Here is a 20,406-nt window from a genome sequence, read left to right as displayed (position 1 = left end):
GGCTGTGGGTGGGCGCTGTTCCCGCGCGCGTCGTACGAGCGGCTCGGCGCGGGCCGGTCGGGAGGTTGGTCCGGTCTGTCGGTCCGGGCGGTTGGCCCGGGCTGTCGGTTCGAGGCGGGATGAGAGCCTGGGATGTGAGCCGGGGCGGGACGAGGACCGTCACCGCAACAGGAAGAAGAGCTCGATCCGGGCCGTTCCCGACCTGATGTCGCCGCTGCTGTCGTGGTAGCCGCGGATGATCTTCTCCGAGTACGGCGGGAAGAAGCCGGGTTCGGTCCTCGGCAGCAACCGGGCCACCGCGGTGGCGTACGCATCGCTGCGTCCGCTGTCGACGGCCCCTCCCGCGCCGTGGACCGTCCCGAAGACCATGACGAAGGCCGCCGTCCGTCCCTTGAACCGTTCGACCCCGTCGGCGACCTGGTGCGCGAGATCGGCCCTCGCGGCCTTCGAGCCCGCGACCAGGGCGTTCGCGTCGGTGTGCACGGTGATCGAGCGGGTCGCCGGGTCGAGCCCGCCCGGCCCGGCCCGCGGCGTGGGTGTCGCGGTCGGCCCCGGAGAGGGCGATCGCCGTGCGGTGGACGTCGGTGTGGGCGTGGGCGACGGCTCCTGCGCGGACGTCCTGTCGTGCGGGGCCCGTTCGCCTCCCAGCACCACCAGCACGATCACCAGCAGCACGTCGGCGAACAGCCACCCCGCGAGGTACGGCACCGTCGCACGTCTCGACTGCCGGTTCACCGTGTTCCCTCCCGCCGCTCGTCCCCGGCATCGGGTCGCACGGGTTTGCGCAGCCGCCGCGTGGACGGGCTCTCCAGGGTGTCGGCCGGTTCGGGGATGTGCGCGGTGGCCGGTACGGCGGCGGACACGGGTGGCGACGTGGGTGTGGCCGTGGGCCCGGTCCCGTTGGCTCGGGCGGGGTCGGTCGTGACGGTGGCGGCGGGCCGGGGACGGGCGTCGGAGGCGCTCGGGGGATCGGGGAGCGGGTGGGACCCGACGCCTTGGGGCATGGGGTGCGCGGGCCGGTGGTGGGGCGTGTCGGAGCCAGGACCCGCGCCGGACTCGGGACCGGACTCGGGACCGGACTCGGAAGGGGAGTCGGGACCGGACTTGAGGCCGGACTCGGGGCCGACCGCGGCGCCGGGCCCCGGGTCCGGCAGGGAGGGGGAGCGAGGGGCCGGCCCCGCGGAGGGCCGGGAGTCGTCCGCCGTACGACGCAACTGCCGTGCGGCCGCGTTGAGTTCCGCGGAGCCGTGCACGACCGCGCGCCCCGCCTCGTCGAGGCCGCCGGTGACGCGGCGCAGCGCCTGCTCGAAGTCGGCCGTGGCGGTGCGCAACAGGTCCTGGATCTGCTGCTGGCCACCGCCGAGGTCGCGCTGGATCGCCCGCTGGCTGTTCACGACGCTGTGCAACTGGTCGATACGGTCGGCCAGTTCGGCGGACACCTCGCGTACCTCCTGGCGCAGCGAGGCGGCCAGGGCGGTGACGGCCATGTCGTACGCCATGCCGATACGGTCGGCTCCCTCGGCGGCCGAACCCTCCAGCGCGGTGGGCAGGCTGGTGAGTGTGCGGTCCAGTCCCTGCACGGTGGCGGTGAGAAGCCGCGTCGACTCGGTCAGGGAGGCCTGTGCCCTCTCCAGGCTGTCCCTGGCCTCGTCACGGATCCGCTCCATGGACTCGGTGGCGCGGTCGGCCACGGCGGACCCCCGCAGTTCGGCGGCCGAGGCGACCGCGTCGAAGCGGTCGGCGACGGATGCGCCGGCCGCGCCGATGTGTTCGGCGGCGATCCGTCCCGCCTCGCCGACCGAGTCACGCAGGGCCGCCACGGACGCGGCCACCCCGTTGGTCAGTACGTCCGCTCCCTGGGCGACCTGGCCCGCGGCCGTGGACGCGCCCCGCGTGGCCTCGCGTGCCTCGGAGGCTCCCGCGCGCAGGATGACGAGTGCCGAGTCGAGCGAGGCCAGGGCCGTGACGGTACGGTCGGTGGCCCCGTCCGCCTGCGCCACGGCCCGGCGCGCGCCCTCCTGGACGCCGACGGCCCGGCCGAGGAGCGTGTGCAACTCCGCCGCGGCGCCCTGCAGTTCCTCGGTGAACCGGCGTGGCGAGGTGGCCGCGGCGCGGACCGCCAGCGCCTCGGTCTGCGCGAGGGCCCCGGACAGCCGCTGGGAGAGCACCAGGCGTTCGCGCTCGTCGCGCTCCTCCCAGCGGTGGCGCAGCATGGTGGTGGTGGCCAGCGCGGCGAGCGCCAGCACCGTCCAGACCGCCATCATGTCGAAGCGGAGGAACGGCCACAGATGTCCGTCGAAGCCCTGCTGCCACAGTGTCAGGAAGGAACCCTCGGACCGGTTGCCGGAATCGGTCATGCGCTGGTTGGCCCAGGCCGCGGCGCCCAGTCCGAACCAGGTGATCAGCAGCGGGACGAAGACGAGTGCCGTCGGCAGCAGACCGAGCCGGCGGGCCCGGTCGCCCTTCTCGGCGGGGCCGTCGCCGAGCGCGTCGGGCCCGCCGTAGGCGGTGACGAGGCTGCCTCCCGCCCACACCTCGAGTCCTCTGCCGCTGCTGACCGCGTCCGCCAGATCGCGTAACGCCGCACTGTGCCGGGCGAGTCTCGGATGCGCGGCCAGATCGGCCAACTCGGCGGCCAGAGAAGCTGGTTCGCGATGCGTGGGACCCGGTTTCGGAGACTGCGCGGGTGCGCGTCCTCGCGTTCGGTGCGGAACGAGTCGGAACAGCCTCACAGCACACCACCCCCCGTAAGTGGCCGGTTGTCACCGGCCCACTGTCGGCTCGTCGGTGCGGCGAGATTCGGTCAGGTGACGTATTCCGCTGACGTATTCACGTTCACCACGACCCGCCGACCCGCCGACCCGCCGACCCGCCGACCCGCCGACCCGCCGACCCGCCGACCCGCCGACACGGTGTCGCGGTCCGGTGTCCCGGTGGTGCGTTCCGGTCGTGGGTTCCGGTCCGGCGGGTCGCGGGATCAGCCGGCCTCGGACAGCGGCGTGTCGCCGGCCTCCGCGGCGAGGCCGGCGGCCGACCCGGCGTGCGGCGCGGGCGGTTCGAGGGGTGCCCGCTTGGGCCTGGGCGGACGAGGGGCGCGCGGAGTGGGTACGCCCGGCAGCGCACTGCCGTCCGCTGCCGGCCAGCCGCTCTGCGCGGCGATGGCCCGCAGGATGTCCGGTTCACGGATGACGATGCCCCGGTACTTGGTGGTCACGGCGCCGGCGGCCCGGAGGCTGCGCAGCGCGCGCTGCACGCTCGCGTCGGAGATCCCGGCGAGCGCGGCCAGATCGGTGTGGCTGAGGGGTACGTCGATCCGCAGACCCTCCGGCACGGCCCTCGCGTAGCTGCGGACGAGGTTGTCCAGGGTGCGGGCCAGCCGGACGGTGGCCGTGCCGCCGCTCGTGTCGATGCGGTGGCGGGTGGCGCCGCGCAGTTTGCCCGCGACGGACCGCTGCACGACTTCGGCCGCTTCCCGGCTCTCCCGCAGGAAGGAGAGGAAGACGGCACTGGTCAGGGTGCGGGTGACGGTGGGGCGGGCGGCGATCACGGTGGCCGAGCGCGGCTGCCCGTCCAGCGCCGAGACCTCGCCGACCAGTTCGCCGCGCACCCGCAGGGCGAGCAGGACCGTGCCCCCGTCCTCGACGGCACCGACGACCTTGACGCAGCCGTCGGTGAGGAGCAGCACGGTGGTCTCGGGTCCGCCTTCGCGAATGAGGACGTCGCCGGTCTCGTAACGCACGACACGGCCCAGCCGCAGCAGCGCGTCTCGGTCGTCGGGCGACAGATGGGCCATGAGCGTCCCCTGCGGCCAGCGACTCAAGGGCGTCGTGTGGCTCGTGGGACTGGAATGAGTGTGGTCGCGCATGTGGTCCCCCCTCGGTCGACACCGTCCGCTTCGTGCACGGACCGGCGTGCCGGTGCGAGGAACTTAGCGCACAAAAGAGTTGTCGGAGTATCAGATGGACAGAACACTCGTGAGGTCGAAAGAGCGTACGTATTCCCCTCGCGGTGTCTTGACTCGTCACGCCTTGTCCAGGCAACCGGTCACCTGACCGGTTCTTGCCCGGTTCGCTCCGCCACCATGGCCCGGCCGCCCGTGCGCCAGCCGAAGGAGCCGTATGGACATCGTGATGCTCGGACACAGCCGGGTGGGCAAGAGCAGCTATCTCTCGTTGATGTACGCGGCGATGCGCGACGGGATCCAGGGCTTCGGACTGTGCGCCCAGGAGGCGTCCCTGCACGACGAACTCACCTCGGCGTCCGAGGAGGTGCTGCGGGGGCGCCACCCCGGTGCCGGGCACCGGCGAGAGGTCCTCGACCTGCTGCTCCACTACCAGGGGCGCGCCGTGCTGCCGGTGCGCTGGCGCGACCACCGGTATCTCGCGGGTCGGGCCGAGGAAGGGCTGTTCCTCGGCCTGACCCGGGCGGACGGAATCATGGTGTTCGCCGACGCGCCCCGGCTGCTCGGCGACGACCCGTACCGCGCCGCCCTGCACCGCATGGCCGCGCTGGTGCAGCGGGCCCTGGCGGAGCGCGACGGGCGGCTGACACCACTCGTGCTGGTCTTCACGAAGTGCGACCGTCTCACGTCCGCGGCGGGCGCGCCTGCCCCGCTGGAGTCCCTGGTCGAACCCTTCGAGGACGTCATCGCGAAGGTCGCCGTCACCGAGAACCTGCGCGGCGCGGTCGCCCTGGTCGCCTGCGGCCGCGAGCCCGCGGGCGTGACGGTACCGGTCCTGTGGATCCTGCACCACGCGATCGTCGGGCGCGGGCTCGCCCTGCATGCCGCGCTGACCCCCGGGCGTGTCCTCGCGCCGGCGGACAAGGCCGCCGAGTACGAACGCCTGGTACCCCTGTTCGCCCCCGCCGAACGACTGGTGACCCTGCTGTCCCACGTACCCAGCTTCTGAGCGGCGCCCTGGACCCGGGAGCCGGATCGACCCCGTCGAGGGGGAACGTCCCGGCCCGCCGCCGGGTGGCGGCTCGGCCCCCGCTTTCGGGTGACCCCACAGCCTGTCGCCGACGCCGCTCCGTACGGCGTGTTCGACCATCGCAGTCGACCGGGGCCCTGCCGCCCGCACCGTCGCCGCCGGGAGGCCCTCATGCGCATCCCCGCTCGGCGACCGGAGACCCCCCTCACCCGGACGGGCGATCCAGGGCGCCACGGGCCGCCGGGGCGCGGCGCCCCTTCGGACCGGCAAGGGCAGGGGCACCGGACAGGCCCCGTCACTGGAACGGACGGTCATCGCATCCCATCGCGACCGGAGGAGTGGTACCAAGAGACCTGATGGTCGAATTAAAGGCTTTCATCCCCAAAAGGGCTTTCGTTCCCCCAGGGGATCTCATCCCTCACCTCCCCGAGGAGGCGGTCCCATGACAGCGACGACGCCGAGCACGGCCGGCGCCACGGACGCCGGTGGTGCGCCTGCCGACGAGACCCCCACGATCCACATCCTCTGGATCAACGCGGGGCTGAGCTGCGACGGAGACTCGGTCGCGCTGACGGCCGCGATGCAGCCGAGCATCGAGCAGATCGCCCTCGGCGGCCTGCCCGGCCTGCCGAAGATCGCCGTCCACTGGCCCCTCATCGACTTCGAATGCGGTCCGGTCGGCGGCGCGGACACGTTCATCGAGTGGTTCTTCAAGGGGGAGCGCGGCGAGATCGACCCGTTCGTGCTGGTCGTCGAGGGGTCCATCCCCAACGAGTCGATCAAGCCCGAGGGTTACTGGTCCGGTTTCGGGGACGACCCGGCGACCGGCCAACCGATCACGACCAGCGAGTGGATCGACCGGCTCGCGCCCAAGGCGCTGGCCGTCGTCGCCATCGGAACCTGCGCCACCTACGGCGGTATCCACGCCATGGCGGGCAACCCGACCGGAGCGATGGGCCTGCCCGACTACCTCGGCTGGGACTGGACGTCGCACGCCGGCATCCCCATCGTCTGCGTCCCCGGCTGCCCGATCCAGCCGGACAACTTCGCCGAGACGCTCACCTACCTGCTGTACCAGGCGGCCGGTTCCGCCCCGATGATCCCCCTCGACGACAAGCTGCGCCCCGCGTGGCTGTTCGGCGCCACCGTGCACGAGGGCTGCGACCGGGCGGGCTACTACGAGCAGGGCGAGTTCGCGACCACCTACGACTCGCCCAAGTGCCTGGTGAAGCTGGGTTGCTGGGGTCCGGTCGTCAAGTGCAACGTGCCCAAGCGCGGCTGGATGAACGGCATCGGCGGCTGTCCCAACGTCGGCGGCATCTGTATCGCCTGCACCATGCCCGGGTTCCCGGACAAGTTCATGCCCTTCATGGACGAACCCCCCGGCGCGAAGTTGTCCACCAAGGCCAGCGGCGCCTACGGCGCGGTGGTCCGCAGACTGCGGACCCTCACGACCCAGACCGTCGACAAGGAGCCGAAGTGGCGCCACACCGGGGACAAGATCACCACCGGATACCGGCCGCCGTGGTGATCCCCCGCCCCACCTGAGACGCAGCCCCACCACCCCGGCCACCCCTCCCGGACCACCCGCGCGAAGAAGGGCACGACACAGACGATGGCACCGAAGACGAAGGCGGCCGGCGACGGTAGCGGCCTGATGGAGATGGCCTGGGACCCGATCACCCGGATCGTGGGCAGCCTGGGCATCCACACGAAGATCGACTTCAAGCAGAAGCGGGTCGCGGAGTGCTACAGCACCTCGTCCGTCTTCCGCGGGTACAGCGTGTTCATGCGGGGCAAGGACCCCCGCGACGCGCACTTCATCACCAGCCGCATCTGCGGGATCTGCGGCGACAACCACGCCACCTGTTCGGTGTACGCGCAGAACATGGCGTACGGCGTGAAGCCCCCGCACCTCGGTGAGTGGATCATCAACCTCGGCGAGTCCGCCGAGTACATGTTCGACCACAACATCTTCCAGGAGAACCTGGTCGGGGTCGACTACTGCGAGAAGATGGTCAGGGAGACCAACCCCGGTGTCCTCGAACTCGCCGAGCGCACCGAGGCACCGCACGCCGGGGAGCACGGCTACCGCACGATCGCCGACATCATGCGCTCCCTGAACCCCCTCGAGGGCGAGTTCTACCGCGAGGCCCTCCAGGTGAGCCGGTACACCCGCGAGATGTTCTGCCTCATGGAGGGGCGCCATGTGCACCCCTCCACGCTCTACCCGGGCGGCGTCGGCACCATCGCCTCCGTACAGCTCTTCACGGACTACCTCAGCCGGCTGATGCGCTACGTGGAGTTCATGAAGCGCGTCGTCCCCCTGCACGACGACCTCTTCGACTTCTTCTACGAGGCCCTGCCCGGGTACGAGGAAGTAGGACGCCGGCGTGTGCTGCTCGGCTGCTGGGGCGCGCTCAACGACCCCGAGTACTGCGACTTCACCTACGCCAACATGACGGACTGGGGCCGGCGGATGTTCGTCACGCCCGGCATCGTCGTCGACGGCAAACTCGTCACCAACGACCTCACCGAGATCAACCTCGGCATCCGCATCCTGCTGGGCAGTTCCTACTACGAGGACTGGCAGGGCCAGGAGCAGTTCGTCACCCACGACCCGCTCGGCAACCCGGTCGACCCGCGGCACCCGTGGAACCAGCACACCATCCCGGCCCCGCAGAAGCGGAACTTCGACGACAAGTACAGCTGGGTCATGTCGCCCCGCTGGTTCGACGGCAAGGACCACCTCGCCCTGGACACCGGCGGCGGGCCCATCGCCCGACTGTGGTCCACCGCCCTGTCCGGTCTCGTCGACACCGGATACGTCAAGGCCACCGGGCACAGCGTCGTCATCAACCTGCCCCGCACGATGACGAAGCCCGAGACCACCTTCGAGTGGAAGATCCCGCGCTGGAGCAACGCGCTGGAGCGCAACCGCGCCCGCACCTACTTCCAGGCCTACACCGCCGCCGTCGCACTGCACTTCGCGGAGAAGGCCCTCGAGGAGGTCCGCGCCGGACGCACCCAGACCTGGGAGAAGTTCGAGGTGCCCGACGAGGCCATCGGCGTCGGCTTCACCGAGGCGGTCCGCGGCGTCCTCTCCCACCACATGGTGATCCGCGACGGCAAGATCGCCAACTACCACCCGTACCCGCCCACCCCGTGGAACGCCAGCACCCGGGACACCTTCGGCACCCCCGGCCCGTACGAGGACGCCGTGCAGAACACCCCGATCTTCGAGGAGAACTCCCCGGAGAACTTCAAGGGCATCGACATCATGCGCGCCGTCCGCAGCTTCGACCCCTGCCTGCCCTGCGGTGTCCACATGTACGTGGGCGGCGGCAAGACCGTACAGAAGATGCACATGCCCACCGGGCTGAGCGGACTCGGCGGATGAGCGCCGCGCGGGCGGCCGAGGCGCCGCACCCGGTGAACGCCACGCAGACCGGACTGCGCATCGAGGCCGTGCTCGACCGGCTCGCCGCCACCGGTGACCCGGCCGTCCGCGCGGCGGCCGAGGAACTGGTGCAGGCCCTGATGGACTTCTACGGGGCCGGACTGGACCGGGCGCTCCACCTGCTCTCCGCGCCCGCGAACCGCCGCGCCGACGCCGACCCGGTCGCGCCGCTGCTCGGCGACGAACTGGTCGCGAGCCTCCTCGTCCTGCACGACCTGCACCCCGAGGACCGGGCGACCCGTATCGCCCGCGCCCTCGACAGCGTGCGGGAACACGACCTGGACGTCGTGGACTTCGACGAGACGACCGGAACCCTCAGACTCCGGTCCGCCGAGGCGGCGGGCACGGGCTGCGGGTGCGCCGCGAACGGGACGACGGCGCGACAGGCCGCCGAGGACGCGCTCGCCTGCTTCGCGCCCGAGGTCACGGCCGTCGAGGTGGAGTCCGCCGGCACACCGGGGGAGCCCCCGCTCCTGCAGATCGGCCTCGGCCCGGACCGCCGGACCGCCGGCCGCCCGGCTCCGGCGAAGACCGCGTGAGCACGCCCACCGGCGCAGGCCCGGCCACCCGAGGACCGGGCCTGCGCCGGTTCCTGACCGGGCGTGGGCCGCGCCCGGAGCGGTGCGGACTGTGCGCGGTGGCGGTGGACGAGGCACACCACCGCCACCTGGTCGACACCGAGAAGCGGGCCATCGTCTGCGCCTGCCTCCCCTGCGCCCTGCTCATGCAGCAGCCGGGCGCCGCCGCCGCGGGCCGCTTCCGCGCGGTACCGGACCGCTACCTCACCGACCCGGACCACCGTCTCGACGACGGTGCCTGGGAAGCGCTGCAGATCCCGGTCGGCGTCGCCTTCTTCTTCCGCAACGCCGCGCTCGACCGGCTGGTGGCCCTCTACCCGAGCCCGGCCGGGGCCACCGAGAGCGAGCTCGACCCCGCCGTCTGGAAGACCGTGCTGGGCGGCAGCCGCCTCGCCGAACTGCTCGAACCCGACGTGGAGGCGCTGCTGCTGCGCCGCGTCGACGGCCGCGTCGAGTGCGCCCTCGTGCCCATCGACATCTGCTACGAACTGGTCGGCCGGATGCGCCTGTTGTGGCAGGGCTTCGACGGCGGCGCGGAGGCCCGCGCCGCCCTGGACGCGTTCTTCGAGCGGGTCGGGGAACGCACCCGGGACGTGGGGGAGGAGAGCCGGCCGTGACGGAGTTCTCCTTCACCTGCACCGGCGTGCGCGCCGACCGGTTCGCCGCCGGACCGACCCTCGTCTTCCGGCTGCGTGTCACCGCCTCCGGCGACGAGCCGGTGCACGCCGTCGCGCTGCGCTGCCAGATCCGCATCGAGCCCGCCCGGCGCGGCTACGAGCCCGCCGAGGCCGACGCGCTCGCCGACCTCTTCGGCGAGCGGTCCCGCTGGGGCAGCACCCTCCAGCCGGTGCAGTTCGCACAGGTGTCCGTCATGGTGCCCGCCTTCACCGGAGAGACCGAGACGGACCTCGTCGTGCCCTGCACCTACGACATGGACATCGCCGCGACCCGCTACTTCGACGCCCTCACCGACGGCGAGGTGCCGCTGCTGATGCTCTTCTCCGGCACCGCGTTCACCGGAGCGGGCGGCTTCCGCGTCGAGCCCGTCCCGTGGGACCGCGAGGCCGTCTTCCGGATGCCCGTCGCCACCTGGCGGGAGATGGTCGAACAGCACTTCCCGGGCTGCGGCTGGATCCGGCTGCCGCACGACACCATGGACGCCCTGGTCGCCTTCCGCTCCCGCAGGGCGCTGCCGTCCTGGGAGGCCACCGTACGGGCACTGCTCGACGAAGGCGCAGGCGAGGCTCCCGGCACCTCCCGGCCGGGGTCCACCCTCACCCGTATCACCGGAAGGACCGCTCCGTGAGCGTGACCACGTTCGCCCCGGAGACCGAGGCCCGTCTCGCCCTCGCCCGGCAGGTCGCCGACGCCGTCCTCTTCGAGGGCTATGTGCTCTACCCGTACCGGGCCTCCGCCGCCAAGAACCGGCTGCGCTGGCAGTTCGGGGTCCTCGTGCCGCCCACCTGGGGCGCCGCGACCGAGGAGCACGACTTCCAGCACACCGAATGCCTGATGGAACCCAGGGCGGACGCCACCCTCGCGGTCGAGCTGCGCTTCCTGCGCGCCCGGCGGCGGACCGTCCAGCGGGCGCGCCCCGACGGCGGCTTCGACACGGTCCCCGAACTCCGTCTGGGGGACCGGATCCTGGTCCCCTGGGACGAGGGAACCGAGGAACGCGTCGAGGCGGTCGTACGGGTCGACCAACTCCTCGGCGACGGCGTCACGATCCCCTTCGGCCGCCCCGCCGCGGAGGACACCGAACCCGTCCTCGACGAGACCGGCCGCCCGGTGGGCCGCATGATCCGCCGCTACGAGGAGACCGCGGGCGCCCTGCGACTGTCGGCCCGTGAACTCGACGGCCCCTACCGCGTGATGCGGCTGACCGCCGTCGTCGAGAACACCAGCACCTGGACCCCCACGGACGGCGCGACAGCCGACCGGGACGCGGCGCTGCCGCGCTCCCTGGTGGCCGCCCACCTCCTCATGGGACTGAGCGCCGGGTCGTTCCTCTCCATGACGGATCCCCCCGAGTGGGCGAAGGGCGCGATCGCGGCCTGCCGCAACCTCCACACCTGGCCCGTACTCGCGGGCGAACCCGGCCGCGCCGACGTGGTGCTCTCCTCACCGATCATCCTGGAGGACCACCCGGCCATCGCCCCGGAGAGCCCCGGAGCCCTGTACGACGCCACCGAGATCGACGAGATCCTCGCGCTGCGCACCGCCGCCCTCACCGACGAGGAGAAGCGCGAGGCACGGGGGACCGACGAGCGGGCCGCCGCCGTGATCGACCTCGCGGACTCGATGCCCCCCGAGGTCCTGGAGCGCCTGCACGGGGCCGTGCGCAGTCTGCGCGAGGTGACCGGATCGGCCCCCGCCCCCGCCGCGGACGGATTCCCCGACGAGTTCGGGGTACCGCGACCGGACACGCCGTGGTGGGACCCGGCGAGCGACGCCGGATTCGACCCCGGGCACGACCGGGTCGTCGTCGACGGGCACTCACTGGGCGCGGGCAGCCGGGTGCTGCTGCGGCCCGGCCTGCGGCGCACCGACGCCCAGGACCTGTTCCTGGCCGGGCGCACCGCCAGGGTCGAGGCCGTCCTGCACGACGTGGACGGCGGAGTGCACCTCGCGGTGACGGTCGAGGACGACCCGGGCGCCGACATCCGCCGCGAACAGGGCCGCTTCCTGTACTTCCAGCCGGACGAGGTCACCCCGCTGGAGGACGACGCATGAGCGCCGCCCCGGACCGGCCCGGCACGCCGGGCGGCAGGGTCCTCGTCGCCGGCATCGGGAACATCTTCCTCGGCGACGACGGCTTCGGCGTCGAGACCGTGCGCGTCCTGACCGGGAGGCAACTGCCCGCACACGTCGAGGTCGTGGACATCGGCGTACGGGGAGTCCATCTCGCCTACCAGGTCCTCGACGGCTACGACACCCTGATCCTGGTCGACGCCACCGCGCGCGGCGAAGCACCGGGCACCCTCTACGTCATCGAGCACGACGGCGCCGAAGGGGAAGCGCCGCCCGGTGCGGTCCTCGACGGGCATCGCATGACCCCCGACACCGTGCTCGCGCTGCTCGGGACCCTCTGCGCCGGAACCGGCGGCCGACCGCCCCGGCGCACGCTGGTGCTCGGCTGCGAACCGGCCTCGGTGGAGGAGGGCATCGGCCTCAGTCCGCCGGTCTCCGCCGCCGTACCGGAGGCCGTCCGGCTGATCGAAGAGTTGCTGCGGGCCGACGAGCCGGGAGAGTCCGCGCCGCGGGCCACGGTCGGCGAAGCCGCGAAGTGAGGAGAGAACCATGATCAAGACCCTCGTCGGCGGCGTTGTCGCCGCCGTTGTCGCCGCCGTCCTCGTGCAGTCCCTGCCCGACATCAGGCGCTACCTGAGGATGCGCAGCATGTGAGCCGGCGCCCGCCCGGCCGGACGGCCGACGGCGCGCGTGAACGCGTACCGCGCTGTTGCGGCGAACGGCGTACCCGGCCGGGCGACGACGGCGCGCCGGGCGTCCGCCCCCGGACGCCTCCCCTCTAATGAGGGCGGCGGACCCCCGCCCCACGGGTCGCCCCACGGGACGGCCGACCGGGTGGCGGCCGGCCCGGACCGGCCCCTGCCAGGACGGAGACCGATGCACGAGATGTCCATCGCGCTGGCCGTGATCGGCCAGGTGGAAGAGGCGGCGGAACGGGCCGGCGACGTCACGGCCGTGCGCTCGGTACGGCTCCAGGTGGGCGAACTCGCCGGTGTCGTGCCCGACTCCCTGTCCTTCTGCTTCGAACTCGCCTGCGCCGGAACCCTCCTCGAAGGCGCCGAACTGGTCACCGAGTCGGTGCCCGGACGGGCCCGCTGCGCGCCCTGCGCACACGAATGGGCCGTCGGCATGCCGCCCCTGCTGGCCTGCCCGCGCTGCGGCGGAGCGGGCACCGACCTGCCGGCGGGCCGCGAACTGCAGATCCTCAGCGTGCAGTGGGAGGACGGCCCCACGCACGCGCACCTCCGCGAACCGATCCCCGAGGAGCGCTGAACCATGTGCCGTGTGGTCGACCTGCAGCAGGCCGTACTCGCCAAGAACGACGAGAGCGCGCAGACCCTGCGCGCCGAACTGGCCGCCCGCGGCACCACCGTCGTCAACCTGCTGTCCAGCCCCGGCAGCGGCAAGACCGCCCTGCTGGAACGCGAACTGGAGCTGGCCCGGCGGCGGTCCGTGCCGGTCGCGGCGCTCACCGCCGACCTCGCCACCGAGAACGACGCGGTGCGGCTCGCCCGCTCGGGCGTCCCGGTCAAGCAGGTCCTCACCGACGGGCTGTGCCACCTGGAGGCCGAGATGCTCCGCCGCCACGTGGAGGGCTGGCTGCCCGACCGCACCCGGCTGCTGTTCGTGGAGAACGTCGGCAACCTGGTCTGTCCGGCCTCCTACGACCTGGGGGAGACCCTGCGCGTCGTGCTCGCCTCGGTCACGGAGGGCGAGGACAAACCCCTGAAGTACCCCACCGCCTTCGGCCTCGCCCACCTGGTCGTCGTCACCAAGACCGACATCGCCGAGGCCGTCGAGTTCGACGAGGCGGCGTTCCGCGCGAACGTCGAACGCGTCAATCCCGGCGTCGAGGTGCTGCTGACCTCGGTCCGCCGCGACCTCGGGATCGGGACCCTGCTCGACCGGGCGCTGGCGGCCGCGGACGGCGCCCCGCCGCACGTCCCCGTCATGGCCCACCGCGCTGACGCCTCCCCGCACTCCGGCGCCCCCCACACCCACGTCCACGAGCACCCCGACGGCACCGGCGCCATGGCGCACTCCCACTCGTGAGCGAACCCCGGTCCCCTGCCGCCGTCCTCGGCGGGACGCCGCTGCGCCGTCGTGTCCTCGTACGGGGCGTGGTGCAGGGCGTCGGCTTCCGCCCGTACGTCTACACCCTCGCCACCGGCCTGGACCTGCGCGGACATGTGACCAACACCCCCGAAGGCGTCGTCGCCGAGGTCGAGGGGGCGCCCGAGGCCGTCGCGCGGTTCTGCGACGGGATCGCCGTGCACGCGCCGCCGCTGGCCCGCGTGGAGTCCGTCGACCACCAGGAGGTGCCCGCCACCGGCGACACCGCGTTCAGCATCCTCGCCTCCCGCACCGACGGCCCGGCCCGCACACTGATCCCGCCGGACACCGCCACGTGCGCCGCGTGCCTGCGTGAACTCGCCGACCCGGCCGACCGGCGCCACCGCCATCCCTTCGTCAACTGCACCCACTGCGGCCCCCGGTTCACCATCGTCACCGGCCTGCCCTACGACCGCGCCCACACCACCATGGCCGGCTTCCCGATGTGCCCCGACTGCGCGCGCGAGTACGCCGACCCCGCCGACCGGCGCTTCCACGCGCAGCCCGTCGCCTGCCCGGCCTGCGGCCCGCGGCTGCGGCTGCTCGTCCCCCCGCCCGCAGACGCCGGCCCGCCGCGGCCGGTCGCGGCCGACGACCCGGTCGCCGCGGCCCGCCGGCTCCTGGCGGACGGCGCGATCCTCGCGGTCAAGGGACTGGGCGGCTACCACCTGGCCTGCGACGCCACGAACCCCGACGCCGTCGCCCTGCTGCGCCGCCGAAAGGCCCGAGGGGACAAGCCGTTCGCGGTCATGGCCCAGGGCGTCGACGACATCGGGCACCTCGTCCGTCTCGGCGCAGCGGAACGCGGCCTGCTCACCGGCGCCACCCGCCCCATCGTGCTGCTGCGCCGCCGCGCCGGCACCGCACGCCCTGCGCACGCCCCGTGGCCGGCCGGGTCCGTCGCGCCCGGCAGCCCCGACCTCGGTGTGATGCTGCCGTACACCCCGCTGCACCACCTGTTGTTCGGCCTGCCCGGCGACCCCGAGGGCCCGCGTCTGCTCGTCATGACCAGCGGCAACGTCTCGGGCGAGCCGATCGTCACCGACGACGGGGAGGCGCTGCGGCGGCTGGCCCACCTCGCCGACGCCTGGCTCACCCACGACCGCCCGATCCATGTGCCCTGCGACGACTCGGTGCTGCGGGTGTGCGACGGCGAGCCGCTCATGGTGCGCCGCGCCCGCGGCCACGCCCCGCTGCCGCTGACGCTCCCGGTGTCCGTCCGGCCGGCTCTCGCCGTCGGCGGCGACCTCAAGAACGCGTTCTGCCTCGGCGAAGGCCGCCGCGCCTGGCTGTCCGCCCATGTCGGCGACATGGACGACCTCGCCACCCAGCGGGCCTTCGAGCGGGCCGTCGCGCAACTGGGGTCCATCACCCCGGTGCGCCCGGAACTGCTGGCTGCCGACCGGCATCCCGGCTACCGCTCCGCCCGCTGGGCCGACCGCAATGCGACGGGACGGCCCGTCGTGCGCGTCCAGCACCATCACGCCCATGTCGCCTCCGCGATGGCCGAGGCGGGCCTCGACGGCAGCCGCCCGGTCCTCGGCGTCGCCTTCGACGGCACGGGGTACGGCGACGACGGAGCGGTGTGGGGCGGCGAGTTCCTGCTCGCGGACTACGACGGCTTCGTCCGGTTCGGGCACCTCGCGTACGTGCCGCTGCCCGGCGGTGACGCCGCCGTACGACGGCCGTACCGGATGGCGCTCGCGCATCTGCGGGCTGCCGGGATCGACTGGTCCGACGACCTGGCCTGCACGCCCGCCTGCCCGGCCGACGAACGCCTCGTACTGGCACGACAGTTGGAGCGTGACCTGAACTGCGTCCCCACCTCGAGCATGGGCCGGCTCTTCGACGCCGTGTCCTCCCTGGCCGGTGTCTGCCACCGGTCCGGATACGAGGCCCAGGCGGCGGTCGAGCTGGAGGCCGCCGCGCTGACGGCGCCGGCCGGGGACACCGGGGCGTACGGGTTCGCCGTGCGGTGCGCGGAGCCGGGCCGGCCCGTGGTGACGGGCGGCGGCGGGCCACGGACGGACAGGGCGCCCGTGCCGGCCGGCCCGGCGCCCGTGCTGGCGGATCCCGCACCCGTGTTCGCGGCGATCGTCGGTGATCTGCGCGCGGGCGTGGCGCCGGGTCTGGTCGCGGCCCGCTTCCACCGGGCCGTCGCCGCACTCGTCCACCGGCTCTGCGCGCTGGCACGGGACCGGCACGGAGTGGACACGGTCGCCCTGACCGGCGGTGTCTTCGCCAACTCGCTGCTCTCCTCGGCCTGCGCCGCGGCCCTGCGCGCGGACGGCTTCACGGTCCTGCGCCACCACCTGGTGCCACCGGGGGACGGCGGTCTGGCCCTGGGCCAGCTGGTGGTGGCAGCCCGCGCCGAGGAACGGACCCCGGCCGCCGACTGACGAACCGATCCGATCCGGCCCGGCCCGACCGGGCGACGACGTAGGACCCCGCACGACCCGCACGCCCCACAGCAAGGAGAGGCCCATGTGCCTGGCGGTACCCGGCAGAGTGCTGGACATCGAAGAACGGGACGGTACCCGGATGGCCAACGTCGACTTCGGCGGTGTGGTCAAGGAGGTGTGCCTGGAGTACCTGCCCGACCTCCAGGTCGGCGAGTACGCCATCGTCCACGTCGGATTCGCCCTCCAGCGGCTGGACGAGGAGTCGGCGAAGCAGACGCTGGAACTGTTCGCCACCCTCGGCATGCTGCAGGAGGAGTTCGGCGACCCCTGGGAAATGGCCGCGGAGGCGGGCGGGACAACCCTGCCGGCCGAGGAAGAGGGGGCGCGGACGTGAAGTACATCGACGAGTTCCAGGACCCGGACCTGGCGCGCAGGCTGCTCGACGACATCCACTCCACGGTGACCAGGCCGTGGGCGCTGATGGAGGTCTGCGGCGGACAGACGCACACCATCATCCGCCATGGGATCGACCAACTCCTGCCGGAACAGGTGGAGTTGATCCACGGCCCCGGCTGTCCGGTGTGCGTCACCCCGCTGGAGGTCATCGACAAGGCGCTGGAGATCGCCTCCCGCCCCGGGGTGATCTTCTGTTCCTTCGGCGACATGCTCCGTGTGCCCGGCACCGGACGGGACCTGTTCCAGGTGCGGGGAGCGGGCGGCGACGTACGGGTCGTCTACTCGCCGCTCGACGCCCTGCGGATCGCCCAGCAGAACCCGGACCGGGAGGTGGTCTTCTTCGGGATCGGCTTCGAGACGACCGCGCCGCCCAACGCCATGACGGTGTACCAGGCCCGCAAGCTCGGCATCAGGAACTTCAGTCTGCTGGTGTCCCATGTGCGCGTACCCCCGGCCATCGAGGCGATCATGCAGTCCCCGAGCTGCCGGGTCCAGGGCTTCCTGGCGGCGGGACACGTGTGCAGCGTGATGGGGGTGGAGGAGTACCCGGAGCTCGCGGAGCGCTTCCGGGTGCCGATCGTGGTGACCGGTTTCGAGCCGCTGGACATCCTCGAAGGCGTCCGCCGGACCGTGGCGCAGCTGGAGCGTGGCGAGCACACCGTCGACAACGCCTACCCCCGTGCCGTCCGCCCGGAGGGGAACGCCGCGGCGCGGGCCATGCTGGAGGACGTCTTCGAGGTCACCGACCGGGCGTGGCGCGGTATCGGGGTGATTCCCGACAGCGGCTGGCGGCTGTCCGCCAAGTACCGTGACCACGACGCCGAGCACCGCTTCTCGGTCGACGGCATCCAGACCCGGGAACCGGCCGAGTGCCGCAGCGGTGAGGTCCTTCAGGGGCTGCTCAAGCCGCACGAGTGCGAGGCGTTCGGAACCCTCTGCACCCCCCGCACCCCGCTCGGAGCCACGATGGTCTCCAGCGAGGGCGCCTGCGCCGCGTACTACCTCTACCGGCGGCTGGACCTCACCCCCGCTCCCCGGGAGGCGAGCCCCGTTGTCTGACACCACGGAGACCACCGACGTGCGGACGCCCGCCCTCGATCCCGCGGCCTGGACCTGTCCGGCGCCGCTGCGCGACCAGCCCCGTGTCGTCATGGGGCACGGCGGGGGCGGGGCGCTCTCCGCCGAACTCGTCCAGCACGTCTTCGCGCCCGCCTTCGGCGGCAGCGTGCTCGCCCAGATGGGCGATGCCGCGGCCCTGTCGGTGGGCGGTGTCCGGATGGCCTTCTCCACCGACTCGTTCGTGGTGCGGCCGCTGTTCTTCCCCGGCGGCAGCATCGGCGACCTCGCCGTCAACGGCACCGTCAACGACCTCGCCATGAGCGGCGCCCGTGCCGCCTACCTCTCCTGCGGTTTCATCCTGGAGGAGGGCGTCGAGATGGAGACCGTCGCCCGCGTGGCGGAGGCGCTCGGTGCCGCCGCGCGCACCGCGGGCGTGGAGATCGCGACCGGTGACACCAAGGTGGTGGAGTCCGGCCACGGCGACGGGATCTACATCAACACGGCAGGGATCGGGCTCATCCCGGCGGGTGTCGACCTGCGTCCGCAGCGGGTCGTGCCCGGCGATGTCGTGATGGTCAGCGGCGCGATCGGTGTGCACGGCGTGGCCATCATGAGCGTCCGTGAGGGCCTGGAGTTCGGGGTGGAGATCGAGAGCGACTGCGCGGCGCTCGGCGGGCTGGTCGACGCCATGCTCGCGGTCACCCCCGACCTGCACGTGCTGCGCGACCCCACCAGGGGCGGCCTCGCGGCCTCCCTGAACGAGATCGCGGCGGCCTCGGGCACCGGGGTCGTCGTCCGGGAGCGCGAGGTCCCGGTCCCGCCCGCGGTCGCCAACGCCTGCGCCGTGCTGGGGCTCGATCCCCTGTATGTCGCCAACGAGGGCAAGTTGGTGGCCTTCGTTCCCCGCGCGCACGCCGATGCCGTGCTCGACGCGATGCGGGCGCATCCGCTGGGCGCCGGATCGACGGTCATCGGCGAGGTGGTGGCCGACCATCCGGGCATGGTGGTGGCCCGTACCGGGCTGGGCGGCACCCGGGTGGTCGACATGCCGATCGGGGAGCAGCTCCCGAGGATCTGCTGACGCACGGAGGGCCGCACGGAGGGCCGCACGGAGGGCCGCACGGATGGCGGGAGGCGGCGAGCGGGTCTCGTCCCCTCCCGCCCTCCGTGCGTCCGCTCACACGGCGTCGGACGTCGGGCGCGCGGTGTCCTGGACGTCGTCCCGCGAGATGGCGAGGTAGGCGACGAACCCGACGATGGCGGCGGTCCAGGACAGGGTGACGGGCCCCAGCCCGAGTCCGAGGCCGCCGCGGGTGTGGCCGAGGGCCATCCAGTCGGCGACCGAGGCGCCGAGCGGACGGGTGAGGACGTACGCCGTCCAGAAGGCGGCCACGGCGTTGAGGGCGTTCCAGCGGTGCAGGACGGCCGGGACGGCGATGGCGACGGCGTACAGCACGGCCGAGCCCAGGTAGCCGAGGCCGACCGTCGCGGAGAGGTCCCCGGCGGCGGTGCCGAGCGCGAAGGTGGCCAGCACGGTGACCCAGTAGAAGAGTTCGCGCCGGCGGGTGCGGATGCTGTGGATGGAGAGGGTGCGTTCGCTCGCGTACCAGAGGACGAGGACCGCCGTCAGGGCGAGCATGAAGAACGGGGTCGAGACCGTGTAGGGCACGCCGAGGCCGACGTGCAGGACGTCCGCGGCCATCGTGCCGAACACGCTGACCATGACGATCGCCGTCCAGTAGATCCAGGCGACGTAGCGGCGGGCGGTGAGCTGGAGGGTCAGCGCGGCCGCGAGGGCCAGACCGCCGAGGCCGACCGCGGGGACGGGGCCGAGCTTCTGCGCGAGGAGGTCCGAGGCCGTTTCACCCATACCGGTGGTCAGCACCTTGATCAGCCAGAAGCAGACGGTGACGTCCGGAACCTTGCTCGCCATGCGGGTGGCGGTGGCGGCGCGACGATGGTGGGTGAGGTGCTCTGTGCTCATGCCCCGCACGATGACATGGCGAACTGGCCTGGTCACAGGGGTCTTTGCCATTGCTTTGGGGCTTCTGGTGCAGGTGTTGCCGGGCGCCCCCGCGAGCCTGAACACAACCTGAACGCGTCCGCGGAAACCCCTGGATCCGCTGGCCCGCCACGTGCACTCGGTGATACCAAGGTCCATCGGCCCGACGGCGCGGCCCGACCGCGATGCCCGACGGCGCGGCGCGACGCGATGCCCGACCGAGCGGCCCGACCGCGATGCCCGACCGAGCGATCCGGTCCGGATCTCCGCCCGGTGTGGCCGCCCCGCCCCGCCCGCCCCCGCCCTGGGCCCGCCCCGATTCCGAAAATCGCGCACTCGAAAAATTCACGCGTCGGCCGCGGAAATGCGCGACCCGTGAATGTCCGGCACGCGAAGGGGCGGCGCGTGAATCGGCCGGGGTGCGCACGAATGAGCCGTGTGCGAATACCGCGGTTTTCCCTACGCTCCAGCGTCGGTCGGCTGCCCGGTGTCACTTTAATGAACCGAGGGGTTCCGGATGACCGATATGGGGTAATTTAAGTCACAGTGCTTCGGACAGGAGGCACGTCCGTGGGAGCTGGTCCGCCAGATCGCGGGTGTGCCCCGTTCGTCAGTGTGCGCTCGCCCCCATGGACTGCCGGTCAGTAGCCCTGAG

At 72.7% G+C, this 20,406-nt stretch carries 19 protein-coding genes; 15 read left to right on the top strand and 4 right to left on the bottom strand.

The features are described 5' to 3' along the window. Positions 1–159: 159 nt before the first annotated feature. From OG199_RS06775 to OG199_RS06765, 3 genes are all read right to left on the bottom strand, one after another. Positions 160–735 carry a hypothetical protein gene (locus OG199_RS06775; RefSeq protein WP_405828557.1) on the bottom strand — a complete coding sequence of 192 codons (576 nt, stop codon included), beginning with the start codon at positions 733–735 and terminating at the stop codon, positions 160–162. Further along, positions 732–2,627 carry a hypothetical protein gene (locus tag OG199_RS06770; RefSeq protein WP_405828555.1) on the bottom strand — a complete coding sequence of 632 codons (1,896 nt, stop codon included), beginning with the start codon at positions 2,625–2,627 and terminating at the stop codon, positions 732–734. Before OG199_RS06770 ends, OG199_RS06775 begins: the two co-directional genes overlap by 4 nt. Before the next feature lie 350 nt (positions 2,628–2,977). Further along, positions 2,978–3,793 carry a Crp/Fnr family transcriptional regulator gene (locus tag OG199_RS06765; RefSeq protein WP_356802294.1) on the bottom strand — a complete coding sequence of 272 codons (816 nt, stop codon included), beginning with the start codon at positions 3,791–3,793 and terminating at the stop codon, positions 2,978–2,980. Between the two features lie 325 nt (positions 3,794–4,118). On the opposite strand from OG199_RS06765, the gene OG199_RS06760 reads away from it, so the two are divergent. The 15 genes from OG199_RS06760 (at position 4,119) to hypE (ending at position 18,830) form a co-directional block, all read left to right on the top strand. Then, entirely contained in the window at positions 4,119–4,910 is a 792-nt protein-coding gene (locus OG199_RS06760) for a hypothetical protein (protein WP_405828553.1), read from the top strand. A 463-nt stretch (positions 4,911–5,373) separates the two neighbouring features. Then, complete coding sequence (locus tag OG199_RS06755) at positions 5,374–6,462, top strand: hydrogenase expression protein HypE (RefSeq protein ID WP_266704997.1); 1,089 nt, start codon at positions 5,374–5,376, stop codon at positions 6,460–6,462. Positions 6,463–6,546: 84 nt separating this feature from the next. After that, a complete protein-coding gene (locus OG199_RS06750) occupies positions 6,547–8,331 on the top strand; it encodes a nickel-dependent hydrogenase large subunit (RefSeq protein ID WP_356802291.1) in 1,785 nt (594 codons plus the stop codon). After that, complete coding sequence (locus OG199_RS06745) at positions 8,328–8,930, top strand: hypothetical protein (protein WP_401807864.1); 603 nt, start codon at positions 8,328–8,330, stop codon at positions 8,928–8,930. The genes OG199_RS06750 and OG199_RS06745 overlap by 4 nt, the downstream gene beginning before the upstream one ends. Next, positions 8,927–9,586 carry a DUF5947 family protein gene (locus OG199_RS06740; RefSeq protein ID WP_266705003.1) on the top strand — a complete coding sequence of 220 codons (660 nt, stop codon included), beginning with the start codon at positions 8,927–8,929 and terminating at the stop codon, positions 9,584–9,586. The genes OG199_RS06745 and OG199_RS06740 overlap by 4 nt, the downstream gene beginning before the upstream one ends. Further along, positions 9,583–10,275: a DUF6084 family protein gene (locus tag OG199_RS06735; RefSeq protein ID WP_405828551.1), complete on the top strand. Its 693-nt coding sequence runs from the start codon at positions 9,583–9,585 to the stop codon at positions 10,273–10,275. The genes OG199_RS06740 and OG199_RS06735 overlap by 4 nt, the downstream gene beginning before the upstream one ends. Next, entirely contained in the window at positions 10,272–11,702 is a 1,431-nt protein-coding gene (locus OG199_RS06730; RefSeq protein ID WP_405828549.1) for a hypothetical protein, read from the top strand. Before OG199_RS06735 ends, OG199_RS06730 begins: the two co-directional genes overlap by 4 nt. Further along, positions 11,699–12,259, top strand: coding sequence for a hydrogenase maturation protease (locus OG199_RS06725; protein ID WP_356802284.1), 561 nt, complete (start codon positions 11,699–11,701; stop codon positions 12,257–12,259). The genes OG199_RS06730 and OG199_RS06725 overlap by 4 nt, the downstream gene beginning before the upstream one ends. A gap of 10 nt (positions 12,260–12,269) precedes the next feature. Then, positions 12,270–12,374: a DUF6893 family small protein gene (locus tag OG199_RS06720; protein WP_381242641.1), complete on the top strand. Its 105-nt coding sequence runs from the start codon at positions 12,270–12,272 to the stop codon at positions 12,372–12,374. A gap of 222 nt (positions 12,375–12,596) precedes the next feature. Continuing rightward, positions 12,597–12,992, top strand: a complete 396-nt coding sequence (gene hypA, locus OG199_RS06715) for a hydrogenase maturation nickel metallochaperone HypA (RefSeq protein ID WP_405828547.1) — start codon at positions 12,597–12,599, stop codon at positions 12,990–12,992. A gap of 3 nt (positions 12,993–12,995) precedes the next feature. Beyond that, the gene (gene hypB, locus OG199_RS06710) at positions 12,996–13,772 is read left to right on the top strand and encodes a hydrogenase nickel incorporation protein HypB (RefSeq protein ID WP_356802282.1); all 777 of its coding nucleotides are present in this window, start codon (positions 12,996–12,998) and stop codon (positions 13,770–13,772) included. Continuing rightward, positions 13,769–16,231, top strand: a complete 2,463-nt coding sequence (gene hypF / locus OG199_RS06705) for a carbamoyltransferase HypF (RefSeq protein ID WP_405828544.1) — start codon at positions 13,769–13,771, stop codon at positions 16,229–16,231. The genes hypB and hypF overlap by 4 nt, the downstream gene beginning before the upstream one ends. Before the next feature lie 85 nt (positions 16,232–16,316). Next, complete coding sequence (locus tag OG199_RS06700) at positions 16,317–16,628, top strand: HypC/HybG/HupF family hydrogenase formation chaperone (RefSeq protein WP_356802279.1); 312 nt, start codon at positions 16,317–16,319, stop codon at positions 16,626–16,628. Then, positions 16,625–17,749: a hydrogenase formation protein HypD gene (gene hypD, locus OG199_RS06695; protein ID WP_401807850.1), complete on the top strand. Its 1,125-nt coding sequence runs from the start codon at positions 16,625–16,627 to the stop codon at positions 17,747–17,749. The genes OG199_RS06700 and hypD overlap by 4 nt, the downstream gene beginning before the upstream one ends. Continuing rightward, positions 17,742–18,830 (top strand): hydrogenase expression/formation protein HypE, encoded by a 1,089-nt coding sequence (gene hypE, locus OG199_RS06690; RefSeq protein ID WP_405828542.1) that lies wholly within the window; start codon positions 17,742–17,744, stop codon positions 18,828–18,830. Before hypD ends, hypE begins: the two co-directional genes overlap by 8 nt. A gap of 96 nt (positions 18,831–18,926) precedes the next feature. Here hypE and OG199_RS06685 read toward each other — a convergent pair whose 3' ends face one another. Then, positions 18,927–19,733: a hypothetical protein gene (locus OG199_RS06685; protein ID WP_405828540.1), complete on the bottom strand. Its 807-nt coding sequence runs from the start codon at positions 19,731–19,733 to the stop codon at positions 18,927–18,929. Positions 19,734–20,406: the final 673 nt, after the last annotated feature.

It is taken from the genome of Streptomyces sp. NBC_01176, assembly GCF_045039825.1.
Classification (GTDB): Bacteria; Actinomycetota; Actinomycetes; order Streptomycetales; family Streptomycetaceae; genus Streptomyces.
The sequence above is the reverse complement of the archived record's forward strand: the minus strand, read 5'-3'. Positions and strand labels throughout refer to the sequence as shown.

Coding starts and splice junctions, on each gene's coding strand:
- OG199_RS06685 (WP_405828540.1), bottom strand. CDS start 19,733: ATGAGCACAGAGCACCTCACCCACCATCGTCGCGCCGCCACCGCCACC.
- OG199_RS06745 (WP_401807864.1), top strand. CDS start 8,328: ATGAGCGCCGCGCGGGCGGCCGAGGCGCCGCACCCGGTGAACGCCACG.
- OG199_RS06765 (WP_356802294.1), bottom strand. CDS start 3,793: ATGGCCCATCTGTCGCCCGACGACCGAGACGCGCTGCTGCGGCTGGGC.
- OG199_RS06700 (WP_356802279.1), top strand. CDS start 16,317: ATGTGCCTGGCGGTACCCGGCAGAGTGCTGGACATCGAAGAACGGGAC.
- OG199_RS06750 (WP_356802291.1), top strand. CDS start 6,547: ATGGCACCGAAGACGAAGGCGGCCGGCGACGGTAGCGGCCTGATGGAG.
- hypA (WP_405828547.1), top strand. CDS start 12,597: ATGCACGAGATGTCCATCGCGCTGGCCGTGATCGGCCAGGTGGAAGAG.
- OG199_RS06760 (WP_405828553.1), top strand. CDS start 4,119: ATGGACATCGTGATGCTCGGACACAGCCGGGTGGGCAAGAGCAGCTAT.
- OG199_RS06720 (WP_381242641.1), top strand. CDS start 12,270: ATGATCAAGACCCTCGTCGGCGGCGTTGTCGCCGCCGTTGTCGCCGCC.
- hypB (WP_356802282.1), top strand. CDS start 12,996: ATGTGCCGTGTGGTCGACCTGCAGCAGGCCGTACTCGCCAAGAACGAC.
- OG199_RS06755 (WP_266704997.1), top strand. CDS start 5,374: ATGACAGCGACGACGCCGAGCACGGCCGGCGCCACGGACGCCGGTGGT.
- OG199_RS06725 (WP_356802284.1), top strand. CDS start 11,699: ATGAGCGCCGCCCCGGACCGGCCCGGCACGCCGGGCGGCAGGGTCCTC.